Below are 22931 nucleotides of genomic sequence, written 5' to 3' on the forward strand. Positions count from 1 at the left end.
TATGACATTTTCAGTGGCATCCATTCGCAAAGATTTTCCTATGCTGGCAGAAAAAATCAACGATCAACCGTTGGTTTATTTGGATAGTGCTGCCAGTGCGCAAAAACCGCTCCAAGTGATAGAAAAGGAAAGGCAATTTCTTTGTCATCACTATGCGGCGGTACACCGAGGGATCCATCGCTTGAGTAGTGAAGCCACGGCGATGGTGGAAAATGTTCGTCAGCAAGTCGCTGATTTTATTCATGCAGCTGATTCTGAAGAAATTGTTTTTGTTAAAGGAACAACGGAAGGCATAAATTTAATTGCTAATAGTTATGGACATGGTTTTATCAAACCAGGCGATAATATTATCATTAGCCAAATGGAACATCACGCTAATATAGTTCCTTGGCATCTGCTTGCAGGCCAGATTGGTTTTGATATTCGTATATTACCTATTGATAATGATGGGAAATTAATTTTTGAACAATTAGATAGGCTAATCGATAGCCGGACTCGGATACTCTCTTTTACCCACATGTCGAATGTTTTGGGAACCATTAATCCAGCAAAACAGATTATTGCCTATGCGCGCCAATGTGCAGAGCAAAAAGCAGCACAATTGCATATTTTGCTTGATGGTGCGCAAAGTATTATGCACCAAATGATTGATGTCCAAGATTTAGATTGTGATTTTTATGTTTTTTCCGGTCACAAACTGTATGGACCTACTGGTATTGGTGTTTTATATGGCAAAAAGGCATTATTAAATGCTTTACCACCTTGGCAAGGTGGAGGAGCCATGATTGATAAAGTGAGTATGACGTTATCTGAGCCAGCAATAATAAATATCACTTACGAAAAGGCGCCATGGCGATTTGAAGCAGGCACACCCAATATTGTTGGCATTATTGGTTTAGGTGAGGCTTTACGTTATGTTAATAATATTGGTTATCAACAAATATCTGCTCATGAAACCGCATTAATGCAGTATGCCAATCTGCGTTTAAGTACGGTAAACTCTTTGCGTCTTTACGGCTCAGATGAGCGCCAGGGAGTTATTGCCTTCAATTTAGGTGAGCATCATGCTTATGATGTCGGTAGTTTTTTAGATAATTATGCGATTGCAATACGGACAGGCCACCATTGTGCGTTGCCATTGATGGATTTTTATCAAGTACCAGCTATGTGTCGAGCTTCGCTAGCGGTTTATACTACTAAAGAAGAGATTGATATTTTGGTTGAAAAACTACAACATATTGAAAAATTACTAGCTTAATCTGTTTTAAAGTACATATAAGGGTAGAATGATGTCAGCCTTGCCTGATGAGAATAAATTGTTGCATAATTTTTCACGTTGTCAAAACTGGGAAGAGCGATATCTTTATTTAATTGAATTAGGGGAAAAATTATTACCTCTTAGCGATAGACAAAAACAAGTGAAAAATCAGGTCTCAGGTTGTCAAAGCCAGGTTTGGATTGTTATGGAGCCAGATAGTGACGGTAGGATCCAATTTGCTGGTGACAGCGATGCTGCTATAGTTAAGGGCTTGATTGCATTAGTAATAATTATTTTTCAAAATAAAACCGGACAACAAATTTTGACCACAGATAGCAAAACATTTTTTCAAAAGTTGTCATTGGAGCAGCATTTAACACCATCAAGAAGCCAAGGATTGCATGCTATGATCAGAACAATCTGTCAGCGAGCCGAAAAAATTATCCAATCAACCACTTAAACATTTAGTTAACTACTGATATTATTAAAGTGACGCTTATTCATCCGATAAACTTTGTACGTTCCTTAGGAGGAAAAAGTATGAAGAGAATTCTATTTTTTATCGGCTTGTTGTTTTTAAGCGGGCTGACTTTCAATGTCAGTGCTGCTGAATACTCCTTGCCATCCACTACAGCACGCTTAATTGGTGAAAATAGTCATTATTATGTGGTGTCTAATGATGGGCCTCCACTGGAAGCTATTTCAAGTGAATTTCAGATAGGTTTGCTGGGTATGTTGGAAGCTAATCCAGGAACCGATCCATATTTACCTAAAGCGGGTAAAACATTGATTATTCCATCGCAAATGTTATTACCTGCGACTAAGCGTGATGGTATCATCGTTAATTTAGCCGAATTGCGACTGTATTATTTTCCGAAAGGAAGCAATAAAGTCATGGTTTACCCTATTGGTATCGGCCAATTGGGCGCCAATACGCCTAAAATGGTGACGACTGTTAGTCAATTAATTAAAAACCCAACCTGGACACCAACGCCGAATATCCGTAAACGTTATGCTGCCGATGGCGTTATTTTGCCTGCGGTATTTCCTGCTGGGTCTGATAATCCTATGGGGCTTTATGCCTTGCGATTATCTTATGGTAAGGGACAATATTTGATCCATGGTACTAATGCCAATTTTGGTATTGGATTACGTGTTAGTTCCGGTTGTATTCGTTTAAGACCTGAGGATATACAAGCATTATTCTACTCTATACCGGTAGGAACTGGTGTACAGGTAATTAATGAACCGATTAAGTACTCTAAAGAGCCAGATGGAAGCTATTACATCGAAGTTCACCAACCATTATCTAAACGTGAATCTGATGATCCGCAAACGATGCCATTAGTGTATAGCAATGAGTTTAAGGCATTTTTACAACAACCTGGTATTGATCAGAGATTAGTTGCTCAAGCCGTAGCACGTCGCTCAGGAATGCCGGTTAGGGTAAATAAGAGCTAAATTAATATTAGATGGTGATGTATTATGAGTAGATATACTCTATTTTATAAAAAATAGCGAATTAATTAATAATCAGATAATGGTATTATTAAAAATTAGTTGTATGTAATAAATAATAAGGCACCCATCGGATGCCTTATCTTATTAGTATATCGAGTGATCCGTTAAATGCAACTGGATTATTTTTTATATCTACGAACTTGATTATCCAAACGTTGATTAGCACGAGCAGCTTCATCTTTAGCAGTCTGAACATCAGTACGTAATGACTGAACGTCATTGGATAGTTGATCGACTTTACCGTTTAACGTTTGTACATCTGAGGACAGTTTGTTAATTTGGCTACTGTTTGAACAGCCTGCTAACAAAGCAGAAGCCAGAACGATAGAGCCCAGTACAACTTTAGTACGCTTCATTATATTACCCTCTAGATTTAGTTAATCTCCAAGTAGCAAGGTAAGTATTGCACATTCCTGGTGAAACAGATAATAAATTTCTGTCTCTAACTTTGAATTATTAGATCTTTTTCAAATTCAGGTAGAATACTTACTTATTCTTATGCTAGTACTTAATTAGAATATTTTCTACTTAAAATCTGACAAGTTGTTTAATAAAATTAAGAAAAGACAATAAATTTGTTTGTTTTTTGTTCATTTTGCTTGAGTAAACAGCAATTTTTAATTATCTCATGGCGTTATTTTGTCAATTATTTTTTATTGCAAATATAAAATAAAATTAATGCAATAACAGTTATTTTTTAAATAACATGTCGATGATGATCTTTTGGGCTGGAAATATTAATTTTTGGCTAATAGAATGCGTCTTAAATAAATGCTAAATGGCAAAAATGATTAATAGGTTTTTTGATTATAAATTACCAATATTAGATATTAGCGCTCTAATTTTCTTTATTAAAAAAAGAAAAAATAAATTCCCCGCTATTTTATTTGGAGGAATTTATTCTGGCTAATAGAATATTTATAAGATATGGACAGATGAGGTATTTGTTGTACCACTTGGTACTAATGCACCTGAAACCATAACAACAACTTCACCTTTTTCGGTCATATTATTAGCTAAGGCAACTTGTTTACCAATACGATAGAAATCGTCTGTAGAGGCAATTTCTTTGACTAATTGCGGAATAACGCCTTTAACTAATAATAATTGACGGGCAGTTTCTTCATTAGTTGTTAAAGCAAGGATCGGTGCTGTTGGAAAATATTTACGTACTGATTTTGCTGATTTACCGCCATAGGTTGCCACAATAATCAATTGAGAGTTTAACTTTTCCGCCATTTCAACCGTACCGCGACAAACTGCTTCAGTAATGCGTAATTTTTGGTTTATTTTACTATCATCAATGCTGCTTGGCATAACACGATCGGTACGATCGCAAATAGCCGCCATAATTTTTACCGCTTCGATAGGATATTTTCCTTTCGCGCTTTCACCAGATAGCATAACGGCATCTGTACCGTCCAAAATAGCATTAGCAACATCACCGGCTTCAGCACGAGTAGGGCGGGGATTTTTGATCATCGAATCTAACATTTGGGTGGCCGTAATGACAATTTTACGGGCAGTTACGCATTTTTCGATCATCATTTTTTGCGCAAAGATAACTTCTTCGACTGGGATCTCGACGCCTAGATCACCACGTGCCACCATGATCCCATCAGAGGCTTCTAAAATTTCATCGAAATTATTTAATCCTTCTTGATTCTCAATTTTAGAGATTATTTGGATATTTTTACCACCATGCTGCGCTAGATGGGCACGGATTTCTTCTACATCAGCGCGTTTACGGATAAAGGAAGCAGCAACAAAATCAACGCGTTGCTGGCAACCAAAAATCAGATCTTGTTTATCTTTTTCCGCCAGTGCCGGCAAGCCAATTGAAACGCCAGGTAAATTAACGCCTTTATTTTCACCTAAATCGCCATTATTAAGTACTCGACAGATGACATCACTAGCGGTAACGGATAAAACTTCCATACCAATTAAGCCATCATCAACCAGAATAGTATTACCTGGTTTAAGATCATCAGGTAAACCGTTGTAGGTCACAGCAACCCGATCTTGATTACCAATCACTGAGGTGTCGGTGGTAAAGGTAAAATTTTGTCCAGCGATTAGCGATACATCGTTGCCATCTTTAAGCCGCATTGTGCGGATCTCTGGTCCTTTTGTATCTAATAATATCGCAGCCTGTTGGTTTTTTTTGCTACAGACAGCACGTAGATTTTTAATGCGTTGACCATGTTCTTCATGATCACCATGTGAGAAATTTAGCCGCATGACATTCATGCCAGCATTAAGTAATTGCGAGAGTTTTTCTTCAGATTCAGTTTTAGGGCCGATAGTACAAACAATTTTGGTTTTTTTCATGACAATTAATCTACAGGTTTTATAGCAGTATTTTATTAATTAATTGCGGTGTTTATATCAGGTTTTTGTTTTGATATAGGTTATACGCCGTAACGAATAGCTAAAAATCCACTGGTATTTAATAACGATAAAGTAAGTGGCACAAGTATAAATATCATGCCTTATTATTGCAACTGGCCACTATATTGTCAGTTGCATCATTTGAATGATATATAACTTATTATGATATTGTAGTTATTACTATTCATGCTATCAACGAGAAACCAATATAAACATATGCTAATCACCACAATATTTACTAGCAGATAACAGTGTCGTTGGATTTTATCTTAAATGATAAAATTTGACTGATAAACTAACTGTTTATTTGTATACTGGAAAGGGAATAACATTATTATATCTTAAATAAAAGCAAATATTTGATATTTAATTTTTTTAAAATTGGATTTAGCTAAATATTTATAAGTAAATCAAGGAGGATATTGATGTTTAATCAGATTAATCATACTCAATCGCATAACCGCGTAACAGCTATTCAGATTGGTGAGGTAGGTGATATTACTATTTCTTCATCGCAACCAATTGGCGCCCAACTAGGACAGCAGATCAGAACAGTTAGTAATAATCATATCCAGTGGCAGTCGGCCGCAATCAATAACGAAACAGGTTTGGGTACGGCCCAATCGACAAGTACAAACCACCGAATGTTATCAATGCAATGTACTAATATTAGATCTGATGATGATCAACGCGTGCCGAATATGACGTTGAGCATGGCTATCGATGTCGATCCTGAAATTTCGACTTATTCGCTATCAGAGACTTTTCTAAGTGCTAGTGGGAATGCTGTTCATCATAGCCTTTCACCGCTCAGTGAGCACAATTTTCAGCTACCTGAATTAGAAAGAGCCTCTGCAGAACAATTTCAGGATGTTAGGCAATATATAACTCAATTAGAGGGAGGGCAAGCCTCTCAGTCAGCAGCAAGAAGTGAATTTTCATGGTTAAATAGCGAAGAAAATGGCACAAATTCTACTTTCAATGTTAATGACTTTGATAGGTTGATAAGAGAAAGAGAGCAAGAAGATTTTAAAGAAGCCAATCTTCCTGCCATAAGAGCAGCCGAATATCGGGCAACTTTAAGGCAAAATTCAGCGCTTACTGTTAATGATGAAGCTGAAATGCCAAATGAAAGCATTTCTTTAGCTAGAGCGCCAATTGAAGATGTTGATCCATCAATTAACTGAGCAATATACAAATAATTAAGAGAAAAACTCACAGTGATGCAGTGGCTAGATTAATAATAAAATTCGTTTATTTACTAACCCAGTATTATAAATAATGTAATTTACGATGTTATTTAATATTAATTATGTAATTGCTGTTCGTGACAATATTTAATAACAGCCATAGCCAGGAGTCTGTTATGGCTGTTTAATTTTTAACACTTTTTCAAATCATATCCATTAAATTATGGCAACAAATTTTGTTCGACAAATTGCCAGTTAACCAGCGACCAAAAGTTTGTCAAGTATTCCGCTCGTACATTACGATAATCAATGTAGTAAGCATGCTCCCATATATCAACAGTCAGTAATGGTTTATCATCACCGCTGACTGGTGTTGCGGCATTAGAAGTATTGACGATGGAAAGCTTTCCATTTGCCTGTTTGACTAACCATGTCCAGCTGGAACCAAAATTTTTGATCGCCGCATCGGTAAACTGCTGCTTAAATTTTTCAAAATCGGCAAAATGTTGATTAATGACCTCAGCTATTTTACCTGTTGGTTCGCCACCAGCATTAGGCGCTAAGCAGTGCCAATAAAAGGTATGGTTCCAGACTTGGGCGGCATTATTAAATATGCCTCCTTGGGCGGTTGTTATAATTTCTTCTAATGATTTACCCTCAAAGTTAGTCCCTTGTATCTTGAAATTTGGTTATAATAATAGCGATTAGATTTGGCAAGGTGTATGTAATCCGATTGTCCCTGGGGTTTATAGCCCGTAGCAAAGCGAATGATGCATACACTTAGCCACTCATCTGAAACCCGAACAGTTGTCCGTAATTCATAACGTATTTGCAAGGATGGGTAATATGAGTCAGCTAAATCCAATTTGTGTAGGAATTGATGTTTCTAAAGCTTCATTGGATATTGCAGGCACCAATAACATTGAGCAGTTCAGAGTCAGCAATAACCCTGACGGGTTCGATACCATCATTTATCAACTGAAAAAGAACAACATAGCCTTGATTCTGATGGAAGCTACAGGTGGTCTCGAGGCAGCGATTGCATGCGCTCTTCAGGCTGAAGGTTTTGATGTTGCCGTTATCAATCCCAGGCAAGCCAGAGACTTTGCTCGATCCATGGGCTATCTGGCAAAGACTGATAGAATAGATGCCAGAGTTTTAGCTCAGATGGCTGATGTCATTAACCGCCATCCTGAGCGGTCACGTTTTATCCAGGCTATTCCTGATGCAGAGCGTCAGATTCTTGCTGCTATGGTGGTGCGCAGACGGCAGCTGATTGCAATGCTTGTAGCTGAAAGAAACCGGATGCATCCATCTCACCCGCAAAACAGAAAAAGCATCAGTAACATCATCAATGCACTAGAAAATGAACTTAAACGGATTGACGAGGATATGCATAAGCATATTACGGATCATTTCAACGAGCTTGCAGAGCGGCTAAGTACTATCAAAGGCATTGGTATGATGACTGCTGCTACATTGCTGGCAGAAGTCCCTGAGTTAGGGAAACTCTCGCGCAGGGAGATCAGTGCACTGGTTGGGGTAGCTCCTGTTAATAGAGACTCGGGAACCATGCGTGGCCGACGAACCATTTTTGGCGGTCGGGCCGGAGTTCGAACCTCTTTGTACATGGCTGCACTGGTTGCAACTCGTTTCAATCCGGTGATAAAAGCATTTTACACACGGCTGGTTGCAGCAGGAAAAGCCAAAAAAGTGGCGCTGGTTGCCTGTATGCGCAAACTGCTGACTATCCTGAATGCGATTCTCAGAAAGAACCAAGAATGGGATGAGTCGTATCATAACGTTGCTCCATAAATATACTGTTCAAGACAGTTGCTTTAATTAAATTATTTAGATTATTGACATAAGTGCTATGGTGTTTGCCATAATGGTATTCTAACGTTTCCACGAGTTTCGCAATCTCCAAAAAAGAAGTATAAATTTAAAAACAAGAAAAAATCAGGGTGTTCATATTTTGTCGGGTTATCCATGTATTAAAGATATCTATAAAACATTCTTACAAGTAAGCAGTTTAAGATACTCTGGTTTAGCGTTATCAGAAGTAAGCCCATCGCCTTTATCTCATGACACTGTTAGCCGATGGCTAAAAAGTAGATGTTTTAGACCTAAAGACCTATGGCGATTAGTTGAACCTTCTATAGACAAAAAAAGCCCTTGCGTACTAATTGCCTATGATACATTGATTGCCAAAACACGTAGTAAAAAAATAGAGATGGTCCATTATCAATATTCAGGTAATGAACATGAGGTTATTGCTGGCATAGGTTTAGTTAATTTGCTTTGGCATGATCTGACGAAGGTTGAATCAATTCCTATCAATTATCGTATTTATGATAAAGATTCTGATGGAAAAACAAAAAACACGCACTTTTCCGAAATGCTCACTCTTGCTAAAAAAAGAGGGATCATGCCAGAAGCCGTAGTGATGGATGCTTGGTATTCTAGCCTGGATAACCTGAAATCAATTCGCTCTCATGGTTGGATCTGGGTAAACACGCTGAGGAAAAATAGGATTGTTAACCATAACAAACAACTGAACAAGTTAGACATCTCAGAAGAAGGAACGTCAATACACTTGCGAGGATATGGTTGGGTAACCGTTTTCAAATTTACAGCCAAAAACGGCCGTATTGATTACATAGTAACAAACAAAGAGAATCCCACCCGTCAATACGTCCAATCTATCATGGATGCCCGTTGGTCTGTTGAAGTTTATCATCGAGAAGTTAAACAAAACTGTGGTATTGAACGCTGTCAGGCTCGCACGAGCCGAGCGCAAAGAAATCATATTTTTCTCGCTATTTCTGCGTGGTTTGAACAACATAAACGTCGTATATCTGAAAAAATAACCCTTTATCAACAAAATTGGGACGTAATCAAAAGTGCTATTACTGAGCAAATCCGTGTTTTATTAGCGTACCCAAATTAGTTTTGTGCGAAACTCGTGGTTTCTTGAGAAATATGGGGCTCTAAAGCATTTTTAGCATAAGGTAATGGTGGTAATTGGAAAGACATTACAGACTCCTTTTTTATTCGTATCGCGCAACCAGTTGAAAAATACAAAATATAAACATATTGAAATTATCATTTTTTATATAGATAACTTAATAATTATGTTAATCAATTTTTATTAAATACGATTGAACATAATAAAGATAGCCGCAAATGGTTATCAAGTATTGATAGAAAATGGTATTCTATATCAATGTTATGTTCGCGTAGTGCAAAATAATAGATTTAGTTTTTAAGGAAGTAACAATGACGACAATAGAAAAAATTGAACACCAGGTAAAAGAAAATCCAATTCTTTTATACATGAAAGGCTCCCCTAAATTTCCAAGCTGTGGTTTCTCTGCCCAGGCGGTTCAAGCTCTTTCTGCCTGTGGTGAACGTTTTGCTTATGTAGATATTTTGCAAAACCCTGATATTCGTAGTGAGTTACCTAAGTATGCAAACTGGCCAACATTTCCTCAGTTATGGGTTGATGGTGAGCTAATTGGTGGTTGCGATATCATTATTGAAATGTATCAGCAGGGTAAATTACAGGAATTGATCACCGCCACTGCCGATAAGTATCGCACTTCAGAACAGCCTGGCAGTGAGTAGCTAAATAACCCTTACAAAATAAATAGTTAATTAGAAGGCAGTAAAATTATGCGTTACCACTGCCTTTGATCATTAATCGGTTATTAATGGCCAGCCACCTAATTTTTTCCATTTATTGACGATTTCACAAAACAGTAATGCCGTTCTATCGGTGTCGTAAAGAGCGCCATGTGCCTGTTTACCATCAAAAGGGATCCCTGCGGTATAACAAGCTTTAGCTAAAATTGTTTGACCAAAAACCAGCCCGCTGAGGGTTGCGGTATCGAAAGTCGCAAAAGGGTGGAACGGATTACGTTTTAGATTTGCTCGTTGAGCGGCAGCCATAATAAAACTATGATCAAAGTTGGCATTGTGGGCAACAATAATTGCCCGATTGCAATCATTATTTTTAATGCCTTTTCTAACCATCTTAAAAATTGCATGTAAAGCGGTATACTCATCGACAGCGTTACGTAAAGGATTAGTTGGGTCGATGCCAGTGAAAGCCAGTGCAGTTGCTTCTATATTTGCTCCTGCAAAAGGTTCAACATGGAAATGGAGTTTTTCATCAATCTCTAACCAACCCCCTTGATCCATTTTTAGCGTCATAGCCGCAACTTCTAATAGCGCATCTTGTTGTGCATTAAACCCACCAGTTTCTACATCGATAACGACAGGATAATAACCTCGAAAACGCTTTGCCAGCGTGTTAACACCATTTTTTTTATTAGACATTTGCTTAAGACTTTATACTTGAGAATAAAGATATTATGCCAAATTTTGGCTAAAATGCATAAAATTGGCTTAAGTATAGAAAATGTATGGATAGATGCTCGATCAATGACGAAAAGCGTCAGTTACCTAAAGCATTACTGGAATTTTTATTTTCAATCAATTCAATTTGATAGCCATCAGGATCTTCCACAAATGCAATAATCGTTGAGCTACCTTTTACGGGGCCTGCTTCGCGCGTCACCTTGCCGCCTGCTCGTCTTATGCTACTACAGGTATCTGCAACGTTATCAACACCTAATGCAATGTGACCAAAGGCGGTACCCATCTGGTAATGCTCAACACCCCAATTATAGGTTAATTCGATTACGGCACCTTTACTTTCATCATCAAAGCCGACGAAGGCGAGGGAGTATTTGTATGTAGGATTTTCACTTGTGCGTAATAGACGCATACCTAATATTTCAGTATAAAAATGAATTGAGCGTTGCAGATCGCCAACCCGTAACATGGTATGAAGTAAGCGCATATAAGCCTCTTTTTAAGTTTAAAAACCATTCATTACTGATATTAATATAACGTGAACATGACTATTATTTCAATTTATATAGTTGGTTTATTAATTAAAATTTACAATATAATTGATTGCGTTACTTTAGTGTCAACTGTTGACGGCTTGAAAATATCGTTCAGTTAACTTTATAGTAGCTATTCAATTATAACTAATCGCTGATGTTGTTATAAGCTATTTGTTATCATAATATTGTAAACTGAACGGATATTTTTCATTTACAAGTTATGCATTAGTAATGCATAACAATTGTTTTTTTATTATTGCTAATAGTCGATGTATTAATTTATTACCTTGCTATAATTTTTATTTTTAAATTATTTGTTGACTTATTAGCTTATTTTATTTGGTATTATTTATTTAAGATATAATGTTGTTTTATTAGTTTTTTCAACTTTCAGGTAATTTATTAAAAATCAATATAGACTTAGTATCTAAGTATAGCTGAATAAATGCTTTTAAGAATATTTATAATAACTTGTTTTATAATGATTTTTATTTTTTTATTGTCTATTTTTTGCAAATTAAAAATAATATTAATATAAAAACATATAGAATAGAATTTAGATGAAGGCTATTCTTATAAGGATATTTAACTAATAGCCTTTTGTTTTATATAGTAAATAAGTGGGTAATGATTAGAACACTAATTAAGTCAACTTAATATACTTATAATGAAATATAAGTTTATATATTATTATGCTAAATATAAATATAAATATAAATATAAATATAAATATAAATATTTACCTATTTCTATATTAATATCTTAGTGAATAGAAATGGATATATGTTTCTGGGATATTAATTGGCAATTTAATAATTATAGATGTAGATGGTATTCTATTTTTAAGGAGGAACAATTGGAATCAAAAATAGGAACTGATCTTGCGCGTTTAGTTCGAGTCTGGCGGGCATTGATTGATCATCGTCTGAAACCATTAAAGCTCACCCAAACTCATTGGGTAACCTTATATAACATTAGCCAGTTACCACCTGATCAATCACAAATTCAATTGGCTAAAGCAATAGGTATTGAACAACCATCGCTAGTTAGAACTCTCGATCAATTAGAAGAAAAGAAATTGATCACGCGTCACACCTGTGTCAACGACAGACGAGCAAAAAGAATTAAATTAACAGAAGAATCGATGCCATTTATTAAACAGGTTGATGATGTAATTGAAAAAACCCGAAAGGAGATATTAGGAGGTATTACACATGATGAATTAAATACACTTTATTCATTGATATTAAAACTCGAGCAAAATATTATTCGGTTACATAATCATTCGTAATAAATGATAGCGTAATAAAAAAAGAACAAATGGCATTATAATATAATGCATACGCGGCTAATTATCTAAATCTAGTCGCGTATGCTATTTAAGTTGAATTAACGAGGTGAAACAGTAATGTTATTTCCACTACCTATAATAGATACACGCTGGCCATTACGGAAGCTGTTTGGATCACCTTTTTGCACCACAGAGATAATTCGGCCATTATCCAACCTGATTTCCAGTTGAACGCCTTTTGTTTTGTTAAGTGCTCCTTGAACATTTTGACCGGCAACACCACCGCCGATCGCACCGGCTGCCGTTGCAAGGGTTTTTCCTGTGCCCCCGCCAACCGTATTACCCAATAACCCACCCAGAACAGCACCACCCAGTGCTCCTATGATGTTTTCGTCACCACCAGCTTGAATATTAACCGGGGTTACGCGAGTAACGGTACCATAATTCACAGTTTGTACTTGTTTAGCTTGAGATGCGGTATAAGTGTCCCCAGAAAGACTACCTGTATTTATACAGCCCGATAAAGATGTTACTGTAAAAATACCGACGAGAACTTGCTTTAACATGATTACTCCTTTTGGAAATCTGATTTACAGTGTAATAATAATCATGAATACACAAATATCATAATTTATTGTATATAAACGAACTGGATAATCAGACAAATAGTAAAATTAATTTACTTTCTACAATCTAAATATAGTCTAAACATTAATAATTTTTTCTTAAAGTAATAAATTCAGCTTAATTAATTTATTTTTAATTTAAATATTTTTAAACTGTTACTTTTTTGTTTTATTTCAATGAGTTAAATATTTGAAGTAAAAAACTATGCCAATAAGTATATTGAATGACTAAAACGAAGTATAGATAAAATAATCAGAGGTCAAACATGAAAGCAGGTCGCTATATAGGGGTGATGTCAGGTACCAGTCTCGATGGGGTTGATGTTGTTTTGGCAGAGATTGATGACAAAAATGTGATTCAGCTAGGTGCGATTTCCTTTCCTTTTCCCACTGAATTAAAAAATCAAGTCTTGTCTATATGTCAAGGTCAGGCGGTCACCTTAGCAACAATAGGTGAAATTGATTATCAGCTCGGCTCGTTATATGGTGAAGCGATCAATAACCTATTAAAACAGCAATTATTATCGGCCACAGATATTACCGCGATAGGGTGTCATGGGCAAACAGTTTGGCACCAACCTACTGGTCAACGGCCTTTTACTCTGCAATTAGGCGATAATAATAGAATTGTTGCGTTAACTAACATCACCGTAGTAGGCGATTTTCGTCGTAGAGATATGGCGTATGGTGGGCAAGGTGCACCTTTAGTACCTGCTTTTCATCACAAGGTACTTAGTCATCCTGATCAAAATCGTATTATTTTAAATATAGGTGGCATCGCTAATCTCACTACTTTATTTGGGAATTCAATAATTAAAGGCTATGATACCGGACCTGGAAATATGCTGTTGGATATCTGGGCCAATCAACATTTAAATAAACCTTATGATAATAAAGGCGATTGGGCGCGCTCAGAGCGGGTTAATAAGTCGCTGCTTGCTGAAATGCTAGCGGATCCCTATTTTAAGCGGCCAGCGCCCAAAAGTACGGGTAGAGAATATTTCAATTATGCTTGGTTACAAAAATATCTGACATCATACTTAAATTTATCAGCCCAGGATATACAGGCCCCTTTGGCAGAATTAACCATCCGTTCAATCTTTGATCAGGTTTTGCTTTATGACAAAGCGGATTGTTTGTTGGTTTGTGGTGGAGGAGCTAAAAATAGCTATCTTATGGCAAGGTTAAGCGAATTGTTAACCAATATTGTGGTGGCATCAACAGATAAATATGGTTTGAGTGGAGATAATGTCGAAGCTTTGGCTTTTGCTTGGCTAGCGGCTCGTACCTTATCGGGTTTGCCAGGCAATTTACCCTCTGTTACTGGCGCTAACCAGGAAACAGTATTAGGCGCAATTTATCCGGCCAATAGTGAATAACATGATATCTATCGTAACAAGACAGAGGCAAAAAAATGTTAGAAAAAATTCAGTTGGATATTGCTAGTTTAAGACGGGAATATACCCAAGGTGGTTTAAGACGTAAGGATTTAACCCACCAGCCATTAGTATTGTTTGAGCGTTGGTTAAAGCAGGCTTATGAAGCAAAATTAGCCGATCCAACAGCCATGTCTGTTGCAACCGTAGACAGCGATGGACAACCATACCAACGCATTGTATTACTTAAACATTATGATAAAAATGGACTGATATTTTATACTAATTTATCTAGTCGTAAGGCACAACATATCGCTCATAACAATAAAGTCAGTTTACTATTTCCCTGGTATCAGTTAGAGCGTCAGGTTTGCTTCTTGGGTGTGGCAGAAAAACTCACTCCACTTGAGGTAATAAAATATTTTCACAGTCGACCAAAAGATAGTCAAATAGCGGCCTGGGCTTCACAACAATCAGCAAAAATTTCGGCTAGAAGTCTATTAGAAAATAAATTTTTTGAATTAAAACAAAAATTTAAAAATGGTGAAATTCCCTTACCTAGTTTTTGGGGCGGCTATCGCGTCAGATTTAACAGTGTTGAATTTTGGCAAGGTGGCACTAAACGGCTACATGATCGATTTTTGTATCAATGGCAACATGACCATTGGCAAATTGATCGCTTGGCGCCATAAACGGAAAAAATGATTTTTAACTGGCACTTATTTGACTCGCGTTTTATTCTATTGCGCTTATTTATATTATTTATCCACAAAATCGACGAAATAAAAAAATTGATGGAGTTATTGATGGTTAGCAAGAACCTAATTGAACAATTGCAAGAGCGGGGTTTAATAGCTCAGCTGACGGATGAAAAGGCATTAATAGAGAAACTATCCCAGGGATCAGTAGCGCTCTATTGTGGATTTGATCCAACCGCTGATAGCTTGCACTTAGGGCATTTGGTTCCTTTGCTATGTTTAAAGCGTTTCCAGCAAATGGGACATCAACCAGTAGCTTTAGTGGGTGGGGCGACAGGTTTAATTGGCGATCCAAGTTTTAAAGCCACTGAGCGTAAATTAAATACCAATGAAACAGTGCAGCAATGGGTAGAAAAAATTCGTCAACAGGTTTCGCCATTTCTTGATTTTGATTGTGGTAAAAATAGTGCCAATGTAGTTAATAATTATGATTGGTTTGGTCAAATGGATGTCTTGACCTTCTTGCGCGATATCGGTAAACATTTTTCTGTTAATCAAATGATCAATAAAGAAGCTGTTAAACAACGACTTGAGCGCGATGATGCAGGCATCTCTTTTACTGAGTTCTCCTATAATTTGCTTCAGTCTTATGATTTTGCCAACCTTTGTCACCAACATAATGTTGAATTACAGATAGGCGGCTCTGATCAATGGGGCAATATTACTTCAGGCATTGATCTCACTCGACGTTTACATCAAAAACAGGTTTTTGGTTTGACGGTGCCGTTAATTACTAAATCTGATGGAACTAAATTTGGCAAGACCGAAGCGGGGGCGGTTTGGTTAGATCCGCAAAAAACCAGCCCATATAAGTTTTATCAATTTTGGGTTAATACTGCTGATGCGGATGTGTACCGTTTTCTTAAGTTTTTTACCTTTATGCCAATTGAAGAAATTGACGCCTTGCAAAGTGAGGATCAAAACAGTGGTAAAGCCCCACGAGCACAGTATGTATTAGCGGAGCAAGTTACCCAGTTAGTACATGGCGATGAGGGCTTACAGGCTGCCAAACGGATCACTGAAAGCTTATTTTCCGATACGATTGCTGCATTAACTGCAGCTGATTTTGCTCAGTTGGCGCAAGATGGCATGCCTATGATCAAATTAAATTTAGGGGCAGATTTACAGCAGGCATTAGTCGAGGCGAAATTGGTTCCGTCACGTGGTCAGGCAAGAACGATGATAAGCTCAAATGCGGTCGCAATTAATGGTAAGAAATGTATTGATACTGAATATGTTTTTACTGCGGAAGATCGTCTATTTGGCCGTTATTCTTTGATCAGGCGTGGTAAAAAACATTACTGCTTAGTTAATTGGCAATAATGGGGCATAGTAGGGTAAATTTAATCACTATAAGTTTTGTCTAACATAGCGATTAACTTATTGGTATTTATTAGATTAGTTACTAATGTGTTAATTGCTTGTTTAGAAAGTAACGACTTTGTTTTGTAACAGCGAGTATTATCAAAAATAAAATGAGTGATATATGAAAAGTGTTCTATCAATTCAGTCGCATGTTGTTTTTGGCCATGCGGGTAATAGTGCCACGGTTTTTCCCATGCAACGGATGGGAATTGATGTCTGGCCCTTGAATACGGTGCAATTTTCTAATCATACACAATATCCACAATGGACAGGTAGTGTTATGCCCCCTGAACATTTAACAGATATTGTTAACGGAATTGCTAAGATCCACCAATTAAAACATTGTGGTGCGGTTCTGACGGGTTATATTGGTTCTGCCGAACAAGGTAAAGCGATTGTTGATATTGTTAAACAGATAAAAATAAGTAACCCTGCTGCTTGCTATTTCTGTGATCCAGTAATGGGACATGCTGAAAAAGGCTGTATTGTTGCCCCGGGTGTGGCTGAGTTTTTATGTCATGAAGCTTTACCTATCTGCGACATAATGGCGCCTAACCTATTAGAGCTGGAAACATTAGTTGGAAAATCAATTACTAATGTTGAACAAGCGCTATTAGCAGCGAGAGAATTGTGTCAACAAGGCCCGCAAACGGTTTTAGTAAAACATCTCAGTCGTGCCGGTTATCATGCCGACTGTTTTGAGATGCTATTAGTGACCAAAGCGCATTGCTGGCATATCAGTCGGCCACTTATTGATTTTGGTAAACAGCAGCCGGTTGGGGTTGGCGATCTCACCAGCGGCTTAATGTTGGTCAATTTATTAAACGGCAAATCGTTATCTAGTGCATTAGAGCATGTAGCGGCAGCGGTTTATGAAGTGGTGTTAAAGACGAAAGCAATGTATAAATATGAATTACACCTGGTTGCTGCGCAAGATAAAATGGTAAATCCAGCTTATCACTTTAAAGCGGTACAGCTTGATTAAGCATTTTATCGCAGGACATTGCTCTTCAAGCTAAATCAAAGCTGAAGAGCAACAAACAAGGCTAAAATCAGATTAAACCTTCAGTAGTTAATGCTTCCTGTACACTTTTACGTTGGTTAATTTTTTCTTAAACATACTGTGTTAGATGTTGATATTGGCTGAGGTCAATATTAACTACCGTAGCCCAACGATAAATAGTAAATAAATAAGCATCAGCAATAGTAAAGTGTTCACCGCTGATAAATTTACACTTAACCAACAAATTTTCCATATAGCTAAATTTAGTGATCAAGGATTTTATCACAATCTCACGGTAATTATCCGGTGTTAAAGGTGAAAATAGCGGACTAAAACCTTTATGTAATTCTGTTGCAATGTAATTAACCAATTCGAGCTGATGATAACGTTGCAAGCTGCCCATTGGCGCGATTAATTTATCATTTGAGTCAGCGGCTTGATCGGCAATATATTGCAAAATAACTGCATTTTCAGTCAAAATATCATGGTTATCTAACTGTAATACCGGTACCTGGCCTTTAGGATTAATTGTATAGAAATCAATTCCTTTCTCGGTACATTTTTTCTTTAGATCAACCCGTTCAATACTAAAATCTAAGCCGGTTTCTCTTAATACAATATGCGGGGCAAGTGAACAAGCGCCGGCAGAATAGTAGAGTTTCATGGTGACCTTCCTTTGGATTTGATCGGGTTTATTGCGGTTAAAGTAACAGCATAGCAGTTGCTAAAGATTTTATGGATTTATTTTTAGTCAGGCTAAAGATAGCAAGAGAGAGCAGGTAAAAGGAAAAGCTGCCAATAGCTGCAGCTTTTAGAAGAATAATGAATAGCTTAGCTTTCGCTGGTAAGATCCTTCACTTGTTTGGTTGGACCATTTTTTTGCACCGAGGCAATCCCTTTTTGTACTGCGGCTTTGGTTTTATACATCTCACTAGTGGCAATAACTTCATGATTAGCGGTTTTTAACACAAAGTAGTATGGTTGCTCAGTACTTTTACTACTTTTTTTGATTTCATAGTAACCCATGCGTGCTCCTATTGAAAAGAATGCTAATAACTTATTGAATATGGATGACATTTTAATAACCTTAACACCCTAGAGTATATTAATTTAACCATCTCTAAATATGGAAGTAATTTGAAAATTTGTCAAATTTATAGGCAGTTAGATTAAATTAATGTCATATATTATTTAAATAAAAACTATATTTATTTTTTTATATAACATGGAAATATTTATTATGTTATTTAATGGCTGATCAAATATAACTGGTTCTTATATAAATATGGTTTGGATTATTAGTATTTGAACGTAATTTGATATTTATTTTTACTAGCTAATTTTATAATGGTTATTGGGAATTATCTAAAATAATAAGGAAAAAAAATGACTTTTTATAAAAATAATATTACACCAGTTCAGTTAATTAAATTTACAGCACTAAATTCCAATATGGATGCCATGGCTATTAATCCAGCTCATGTTTGCAAAAATATTTTGGGTATTAAAAACAGCCATCAAAATATTGCAAATAATGTAAAATCTGATAATTGTAAATTAACTAGCGAAAAAGATGCAGCTTTAACTAAGCCTGAATTTTCTGCCTTTATAACAGAGCATTTACAGAATGTGTTTATTGCTGCAAAAAATGCAAACAATCCATTAGAGAAAAATAATTTAGCTAATTTAACAGCCGCTAATAACCAACTTCATTATGCTGGTAATGATATAGTAAAGTTTACTAATCAAAATGATGGTATAAAAGTGGAGCCTACTTATGCAGCTCCTTATGATAGTGTTGAAAAACAACAACATACTAGTAATGACGTTTACTATGATGCAGAAGGATATGCTATTGTAGGACAAGAGGAACATATCTATGAAGAATTCTCCAATTGTACTACGGGAGAAGCAGAACAAATGGATAACGAAATTTACCATGATGCGGTTGATAAAAATGAAGAGCATATTTATGATACAATTCCCGATAATTTTACGACTGACGAGCAGCGAAATAAAATAACGCGATTGGCAGAACAAACTTTTGCGCCGCCAAAATCTTTTATTGCTCGTCTTACCAGCTCTATATGGAATGCTTTGTTTGGTACGAAAAATGAACCAAAGATAGTGCCGCCAGCTGAGTTGGTTGCTCGTGCCATGCAGATTAATATAGATGGAATTTGTCATGCGTTAAATAAATCCATCGCCGAAAAAGAAGTTGATGGTATTTTTGGACAGATGCCAAATAATTCAATCTATAAAAAAGATGATCCTGAAAAATTAATAAAGGTATTCAATAATGATGACTGTTATTCTAATCCTATTGCATTGGCATGGATGGTAAAATTATATATAAATGAAAATATGCCTAAAATCACTATTGAAGAATTTGATATAATTATAAAGCAAGAGAAAAATCAAGATAAATTAAATTGTTTAATTGAGGAAAAGATTGATCAAATAAATTGTGATAAAACAAAAAATAATTTAAAAGAGTGTTTTACCACTATAGCAAATGTATTAAAATTAGGTAAAGAGTCGGAAGCTAAGGGTGAAAAAAATAATCAATTTAGTTCGGTTAATATTGTTGGCTCAATGTTAACTGGTTTGGTAAAACAACCTGAAGAATTCGTTATTGAAGAATTTATTACTAAAGAACTTCATTCTGAAGGATTTGTTGCCAAAGAATCATATAATAATGAATATGCTAATAAACTAAATGCGGCTAAAAAAATCACAACAATGAACTCCTGAATTATGCACGTTATATTGAAGAAAATAAAGAAGAAATTTCTAATCTAGTAGCAAATTTTTTAATTAATAGATAAGATATTTATAATTAGTAGACCGCTACTAAAAATAATATTGTTAATAAAAATTATTATTTAGCAAACGATGTTTAGTAGTGGTTTAATATAAGTATCTATACTAAAATTCAGTTTTCTTATTAATCATGACATTATTGCTATTCCTTTCAAAGTATAATTTCTTTGCTCCTCTACAGCACAAAAACATTAACCAAACATTAACATTATAATTTGTATTAAACAACATATTTAATATAATACAATTTATAAGGTTATCTTAATTATATTGAGTATTTACATAATTAAATAAATTTATTTTATAAATAGTTATTTATCTGCAGATAATATATTTACTGTTTATAAAAAGTCAGATGTTTATTTTGTAAATAATAGAAAAGCTAAATTTGGTATTGGTGTTATTTAATTATATTTACCCTTGTTGAGGCAAATATATAAAATAAATAATGGAGTTAACATGCGTTTAGATAGTTTTTCCAACACCAATAATACTGAAGCATCGACCACTTCGCTGTTATCAAGCATTCAAAACAGCTTTAATAATTTTAAAGATTTAACAATTAGTTTGGTGAATAGTTTGATTGGCGTAAAAAATAGTTCCAGCGAATTTGACTGGAAATCAAATGATTCATTCAGTTATTCATCTCAACCGCAAAAATTTCCCGTTGAATTGCGTAGAGTGAGTTCAATATCATCAGAAGGAATGACGTTAACTGGCAAAAAATCGCCTGAGTCAGCGCAATCAACTACAGTAAAATCAGAAAGTGCTATTTTAAATGAAAAACCGCAGAAAACTGGCTTTAATATGTTGTACGATGGTTTACTCAGATTGAGTAATCCCAGTTTTTGGCAGAGAAAAATGTCCTCAGCCAGCGATAATGTCGAGCAGAACAAAATAGAAGCAGGTCAAGTTGCTAAAGAGCGTATAGCAGTAGAACAAGCAATGCATGCTAATATCGCAGGAATTTGTGACAAGTTAAATCAATTTATAGCGGACAAAAATGTTGAGGGTATTTTTAGAGGAGAGCCGAATAAAGCAATATACAATAAAGATGATAATAGCAAATTGATTAAGGCATTTAGCAACGAAGCACTTCAATCTGAACCTATTTCTTTATCATGGATGGTAAAAACCTTTTTAGGTGAATTTTTCCCCAACGTTGATATGCATGAATTAAAAAATATTTTGTCAATCGATAACAGTAATCCAGAAGCATTGCAACAATTAGACAAGGTCCTGGCGCAAGAGGACTTTGATAGTTTAATCAAGGAAAAAATTAATGCTAGCGGCTCAGAACAAACACAAAATAATCTGCAAGCTTGTTTTGCTTCAATGGCAGAAGCGTTGCGTTTGGTTGACAGTAATCAGGGTATTCAAGGCTTAACAAAATCGAGTATTGTGACATCAATGTTACCTAGGATCATCGATATAACGCCTGAAAATTTTATTAGTTATAACGATCAAAGAGGGATAATTACCGATTTGATGGCAAATTATCTTATTCAGTATCATTAATTTGTCTTGCTTATAACAGTAAGCCCGCCGTTAAATTGTATCATTATCAATCAATAGATTTGGCGGGCTGATTATTGTACTAAGCTTTTAACTCTAGTTCGTTCATAGCAGCAATACTGAAACCACCGTCAACGTGTAAAATTTCACCTGTCACGCCCGCTGATAAATTAGAACAAAGGAAAGCAGCACAATTGCCAACATCTTCCGTTGTTACCGTACGGCGAATGGGGGTTACTGATTCACAATGTGATAGCATTTTACGAAAATCTTTTATGCCCGATGCTGCTAATGTGCGGATTGGACCGGCTGAAATGCCATTAACGCGAATAGCTTCAGGCCCCATTGCGTTAGCCATATAACGAACATTTGCTTCAAGGGAAGCTTTTGCTAATCCCATAATATTATAGTTAGGGATCGCACGCTCAGCGCCCAAATAACTTAGGGTAACCAGGGCAGAATGAGGATTTAACATACTTCGACAAGCTTTTGCTAACGCAACAAAGCTATAGGAACTAATATCGTGGGCAATCCGGAAGCCCTCGCGTGTCACTGCATCGACATAATCACCATCAAGTTGATCTGCTGGAGCATAGGCAATTGAATGGACAAAACCATCAAATTTGGGCCATACTTTCGCCAGCTCGGCAAATAAGGTAGTGATACTTTCATCCGAAGCAACATCACATGGCAAAACAATACTAGAGCCAAAGCTGTTTGCCATCTCTTCTACGCGAGATTTCAGTTTATCACCTTGATAACTGAAGGCCAGTTCAGCCCCTTGTTGGTGCATTGCTTGTGCAATACCGTGAGAAATAGATAGTTTACTAGCTAAACCGGTGATCAGAATGCGCTTGCCGCTCATAAAGCCCATAAGCCGTATCCTTGTAAATTTTTA

Annotated in this window: 23 protein-coding genes and 2 pseudogenes; 14 read left to right on the forward strand and 11 right to left on the reverse strand. The window is 36.1% G+C overall.

Annotated features, from left to right (window positions below):
- Position 1: 1 nt before the first annotated feature.
- The 3 genes from sufS (at position 2) to V3224_RS03695 (ending at position 2719) form a co-directional block, all read left to right on the forward strand.
- Entirely contained in the window at positions 2 to 1258 is a 1257-nt protein-coding gene (gene sufS, locus V3224_RS03685) for a cysteine desulfurase SufS (RefSeq protein WP_334468591.1), read from the forward strand.
- Between the two features lie 31 nt (positions 1259 to 1289).
- Positions 1290 to 1718: a cysteine desulfuration protein SufE gene (gene sufE / locus V3224_RS03690; protein ID WP_334468593.1), complete on the forward strand. Its 429-nt coding sequence runs from the start codon at positions 1290 to 1292 to the stop codon at positions 1716 to 1718.
- 80 nt (positions 1719 to 1798) lie between these two features.
- Positions 1799 to 2719, forward strand: coding sequence for a L,D-transpeptidase family protein (locus tag V3224_RS03695; protein WP_334468595.1), 921 nt, complete (start codon positions 1799 to 1801; stop codon positions 2717 to 2719).
- A gap of 179 nt (positions 2720 to 2898) precedes the next feature.
- Here V3224_RS03695 and V3224_RS03700 read toward each other — a convergent pair whose 3' ends face one another.
- Both V3224_RS03700 and pykF read right to left on the reverse strand, forming a co-directional pair.
- Positions 2899 to 3135, reverse strand: coding sequence for a major outer membrane lipoprotein (locus V3224_RS03700; RefSeq protein ID WP_129109293.1), 237 nt, complete (start codon positions 3133 to 3135; stop codon positions 2899 to 2901).
- A 562-nt stretch (positions 3136 to 3697) separates the two neighbouring features.
- Positions 3698 to 5110 carry a pyruvate kinase PykF gene (gene pykF / locus V3224_RS03705; RefSeq protein ID WP_334468597.1) on the reverse strand — a complete coding sequence of 471 codons (1413 nt, stop codon included), beginning with the start codon at positions 5108 to 5110 and terminating at the stop codon, positions 3698 to 3700.
- A gap of 485 nt (positions 5111 to 5595) precedes the next feature.
- Here pykF and V3224_RS03710 point away from each other — a divergent pair, with 485 nt between their 5' ends.
- Entirely contained in the window at positions 5596 to 6357 is a 762-nt protein-coding gene (locus tag V3224_RS03710; protein WP_334468598.1) for a hypothetical protein, read from the forward strand.
- 224 nt (positions 6358 to 6581) lie between these two features.
- On the opposite strand, the pseudogene V3224_RS03715 reads toward V3224_RS03710, so the two are convergent.
- A pseudogene (locus V3224_RS03715) lies at positions 6582 to 7046 on the reverse strand (Fe-Mn family superoxide dismutase); the annotation flags it as partial.
- Between the two features lie 160 nt (positions 7047 to 7206).
- Here V3224_RS03715 and V3224_RS03720 point away from each other — a divergent pair.
- On the forward strand, positions 7207 to 8175 hold the full coding sequence (locus V3224_RS03720) for an IS110 family transposase (RefSeq protein WP_032115191.1): 969 nt from the start codon (positions 7207 to 7209) through the stop codon (positions 8173 to 8175).
- Here V3224_RS03720 and V3224_RS03725 read toward each other — a convergent pair.
- Positions 8165 to 8266 (reverse strand): annotated as a pseudogene (locus tag V3224_RS03725) (superoxide dismutase [Fe]); the annotation flags it as partial. The gene V3224_RS03720 and the pseudogene V3224_RS03725 sit on opposite strands and share 11 nt — an antisense overlap.
- A 69-nt stretch (positions 8267 to 8335) precedes the next feature.
- Between V3224_RS03725 and V3224_RS03730 the strand changes: the two are divergent.
- Positions 8336 to 9310 carry an IS701 family transposase gene (locus tag V3224_RS03730; RefSeq protein ID WP_334468600.1) on the forward strand — a complete coding sequence of 325 codons (975 nt, stop codon included), beginning with the start codon at positions 8336 to 8338 and terminating at the stop codon, positions 9308 to 9310.
- Here V3224_RS03730 and V3224_RS29740 read toward each other — a convergent pair.
- A complete protein-coding gene (locus V3224_RS29740; RefSeq protein ID WP_442889808.1) occupies positions 9307 to 9396 on the reverse strand; it encodes a hypothetical protein in 90 nt (29 codons plus the stop codon). The two genes, V3224_RS03730 and V3224_RS29740, sit on opposite strands and share 4 nt — an antisense overlap.
- Positions 9397 to 9639: 243 nt before the next feature.
- Between V3224_RS29740 and V3224_RS03735 the strand changes: the two genes are divergently transcribed.
- The gene (locus V3224_RS03735; RefSeq protein WP_334468602.1) at positions 9640 to 9987 is read left to right on the forward strand and encodes a Grx4 family monothiol glutaredoxin; all 348 of its coding nucleotides are present in this window, start codon (positions 9640 to 9642) and stop codon (positions 9985 to 9987) included.
- 72 nt (positions 9988 to 10059) lie between these two features.
- Here the strand turns inward: V3224_RS03735 and rnt are convergent, their stop codons facing one another.
- Together rnt and gloA are read right to left on the reverse strand one after the other, a co-directional pair.
- Positions 10060 to 10701: a ribonuclease T gene (gene rnt / locus V3224_RS03740; RefSeq protein WP_032114934.1), complete on the reverse strand. Its 642-nt coding sequence runs from the start codon at positions 10699 to 10701 to the stop codon at positions 10060 to 10062.
- A gap of 118 nt (positions 10702 to 10819) precedes the next feature.
- Positions 10820 to 11227 (reverse strand): lactoylglutathione lyase, encoded by a 408-nt coding sequence (gene gloA, locus V3224_RS03745; RefSeq protein ID WP_334468605.1) that lies wholly within the window; start codon positions 11225 to 11227, stop codon positions 10820 to 10822.
- Between the two features lie 905 nt (positions 11228 to 12132).
- Here gloA and slyA point away from each other — a divergent pair.
- A complete protein-coding gene (gene slyA, locus V3224_RS03750) occupies positions 12133 to 12567 on the forward strand; it encodes a transcriptional regulator SlyA (RefSeq protein WP_026823660.1) in 435 nt (144 codons plus the stop codon).
- A 98-nt stretch (positions 12568 to 12665) separates the two neighbouring features.
- On the opposite strand, the gene V3224_RS03755 is transcribed toward slyA, so the two are convergent.
- Positions 12666 to 13133 (reverse strand): glycine zipper 2TM domain-containing protein, encoded by a 468-nt coding sequence (locus tag V3224_RS03755; RefSeq protein WP_334468612.1) that lies wholly within the window; start codon positions 13131 to 13133, stop codon positions 12666 to 12668.
- Positions 13134 to 13459: 326 nt separating this feature from the next.
- On the opposite strand from V3224_RS03755, the gene anmK reads away from it, so the two are divergent.
- The 4 genes from anmK (at position 13460) to pdxY (ending at position 17677) form a co-directional block, all read left to right on the forward strand.
- The gene (gene anmK, locus V3224_RS03760; protein WP_334468614.1) at positions 13460 to 14572 is read left to right on the forward strand and encodes an anhydro-N-acetylmuramic acid kinase; all 1113 of its coding nucleotides are present in this window, start codon (positions 13460 to 13462) and stop codon (positions 14570 to 14572) included.
- A 35-nt stretch (positions 14573 to 14607) separates the two neighbouring features.
- Positions 14608 to 15261, forward strand: a complete 654-nt coding sequence (pdxH, locus tag V3224_RS03765) for a pyridoxamine 5'-phosphate oxidase (protein ID WP_334468616.1) — start codon at positions 14608 to 14610, stop codon at positions 15259 to 15261.
- A gap of 114 nt (positions 15262 to 15375) precedes the next feature.
- The gene (tyrS, locus tag V3224_RS03770) at positions 15376 to 16650 is read left to right on the forward strand and encodes a tyrosine--tRNA ligase (protein ID WP_334468766.1); all 1275 of its coding nucleotides are present in this window, start codon (positions 15376 to 15378) and stop codon (positions 16648 to 16650) included.
- 163 nt (positions 16651 to 16813) lie between these two features.
- The gene (pdxY, locus tag V3224_RS03775) at positions 16814 to 17677 is read left to right on the forward strand and encodes a pyridoxal kinase PdxY (protein WP_334468617.1); all 864 of its coding nucleotides are present in this window, start codon (positions 16814 to 16816) and stop codon (positions 17675 to 17677) included.
- A 127-nt stretch (positions 17678 to 17804) separates the two neighbouring features.
- Here pdxY and gstA read toward each other — a convergent pair whose 3' ends face one another.
- Together gstA and V3224_RS03785 are read right to left on the reverse strand one after the other, a co-directional pair.
- Positions 17805 to 18359, reverse strand: coding sequence for a glutathione transferase GstA (gstA, locus tag V3224_RS03780; RefSeq protein WP_334468618.1), 555 nt, complete (start codon positions 18357 to 18359; stop codon positions 17805 to 17807).
- Positions 18360 to 18526: 167 nt separating this feature from the next.
- Positions 18527 to 18721, reverse strand: coding sequence for a YegP family protein (locus V3224_RS03785; protein WP_334468619.1), 195 nt, complete (start codon positions 18719 to 18721; stop codon positions 18527 to 18529).
- A 360-nt stretch (positions 18722 to 19081) separates the two neighbouring features.
- Here V3224_RS03785 and V3224_RS03790 point away from each other — a divergent pair, with 360 nt between their 5' ends.
- A complete protein-coding gene (locus V3224_RS03790; protein WP_334468621.1) occupies positions 19082 to 20449 on the forward strand; it encodes a hypothetical protein in 1368 nt (455 codons plus the stop codon).
- A gap of 528 nt (positions 20450 to 20977) precedes the next feature.
- Entirely contained in the window at positions 20978 to 22036 is a 1059-nt protein-coding gene (locus V3224_RS03795) for a hypothetical protein (protein WP_334468623.1), read from the forward strand.
- A 79-nt stretch (positions 22037 to 22115) separates the two neighbouring features.
- Here V3224_RS03795 and fabI read toward each other — a convergent pair whose 3' ends face one another.
- Positions 22116 to 22907: an enoyl-ACP reductase FabI gene (gene fabI, locus V3224_RS03800; RefSeq protein ID WP_334468625.1), complete on the reverse strand. Its 792-nt coding sequence runs from the start codon at positions 22905 to 22907 to the stop codon at positions 22116 to 22118.
- Positions 22908 to 22931 lie beyond the last annotated feature (24 nt).

The organism is Arsenophonus sp. PmNCSU2021_1, assembly GCF_036919435.1.
Taxonomy (GTDB): domain Bacteria; phylum Pseudomonadota; class Gammaproteobacteria; order Enterobacterales; family Enterobacteriaceae; genus Arsenophonus; species Arsenophonus nilaparvatae.

What these genes read in the sequence shown, in the direction of transcription:
- sufS (WP_334468591.1), top strand. Translation starts at nt 2, where the DNA reads ATGACATTTTCAGTGGCATCCATTCGCAAAGATTTTCCTATGCTGGCA.
- sufE (WP_334468593.1), top strand. Translation starts at nt 1,290, where the DNA reads ATGTCAGCCTTGCCTGATGAGAATAAATTGTTGCATAATTTTTCACGT.
- V3224_RS03695 (WP_334468595.1), top strand. Translation starts at nt 1,799, where the DNA reads ATGAAGAGAATTCTATTTTTTATCGGCTTGTTGTTTTTAAGCGGGCTG.
- V3224_RS03700 (WP_129109293.1), bottom strand. Translation starts at nt 3,135, where the DNA reads ATGAAGCGTACTAAAGTTGTACTGGGCTCTATCGTTCTGGCTTCTGCT.
- pykF (WP_334468597.1), bottom strand. Translation starts at nt 5,110, where the DNA reads ATGAAAAAAACCAAAATTGTTTGTACTATCGGCCCTAAAACTGAATCT.
- V3224_RS03710 (WP_334468598.1), top strand. Translation starts at nt 5,596, where the DNA reads ATGTTTAATCAGATTAATCATACTCAATCGCATAACCGCGTAACAGCT.
- V3224_RS03720 (WP_032115191.1), top strand. Translation starts at nt 7,207, where the DNA reads ATGAGTCAGCTAAATCCAATTTGTGTAGGAATTGATGTTTCTAAAGCT.
- V3224_RS29740 (WP_442889808.1), bottom strand. Translation starts at nt 9,396, where the DNA reads ATGTCTTTCCAATTACCACCATTACCTTATGCTAAAAATGCTTTAGAG.
- V3224_RS03735 (WP_334468602.1), top strand. Translation starts at nt 9,640, where the DNA reads ATGACGACAATAGAAAAAATTGAACACCAGGTAAAAGAAAATCCAATT.
- rnt (WP_032114934.1), bottom strand. Translation starts at nt 10,701, where the DNA reads ATGTCTAATAAAAAAAATGGTGTTAACACGCTGGCAAAGCGTTTTCGA.
- gloA (WP_334468605.1), bottom strand. Translation starts at nt 11,227, where the DNA reads ATGCGCTTACTTCATACCATGTTACGGGTTGGCGATCTGCAACGCTCA.
- V3224_RS03755 (WP_334468612.1), bottom strand. Translation starts at nt 13,133, where the DNA reads ATGTTAAAGCAAGTTCTCGTCGGTATTTTTACAGTAACATCTTTATCG.
- anmK (WP_334468614.1), top strand. Translation starts at nt 13,460, where the DNA reads ATGAAAGCAGGTCGCTATATAGGGGTGATGTCAGGTACCAGTCTCGAT.
- pdxH (WP_334468616.1), top strand. Translation starts at nt 14,608, where the DNA reads ATGTTAGAAAAAATTCAGTTGGATATTGCTAGTTTAAGACGGGAATAT.
- tyrS (WP_334468766.1), top strand. Translation starts at nt 15,376, where the DNA reads ATGGTTAGCAAGAACCTAATTGAACAATTGCAAGAGCGGGGTTTAATA.
- pdxY (WP_334468617.1), top strand. Translation starts at nt 16,814, where the DNA reads ATGAAAAGTGTTCTATCAATTCAGTCGCATGTTGTTTTTGGCCATGCG.
- gstA (WP_334468618.1), bottom strand. Translation starts at nt 18,359, where the DNA reads ATGAAACTCTACTATTCTGCCGGCGCTTGTTCACTTGCCCCGCATATT.
- V3224_RS03785 (WP_334468619.1), bottom strand. Translation starts at nt 18,721, where the DNA reads ATGGGTTACTATGAAATCAAAAAAAGTAGTAAAAGTACTGAGCAACCA.
- V3224_RS03790 (WP_334468621.1), top strand. Translation starts at nt 19,082, where the DNA reads ATGACTTTTTATAAAAATAATATTACACCAGTTCAGTTAATTAAATTT.
- V3224_RS03795 (WP_334468623.1), top strand. Translation starts at nt 20,978, where the DNA reads ATGCGTTTAGATAGTTTTTCCAACACCAATAATACTGAAGCATCGACC.
- fabI (WP_334468625.1), bottom strand. Translation starts at nt 22,907, where the DNA reads ATGGGCTTTATGAGCGGCAAGCGCATTCTGATCACCGGTTTAGCTAGT.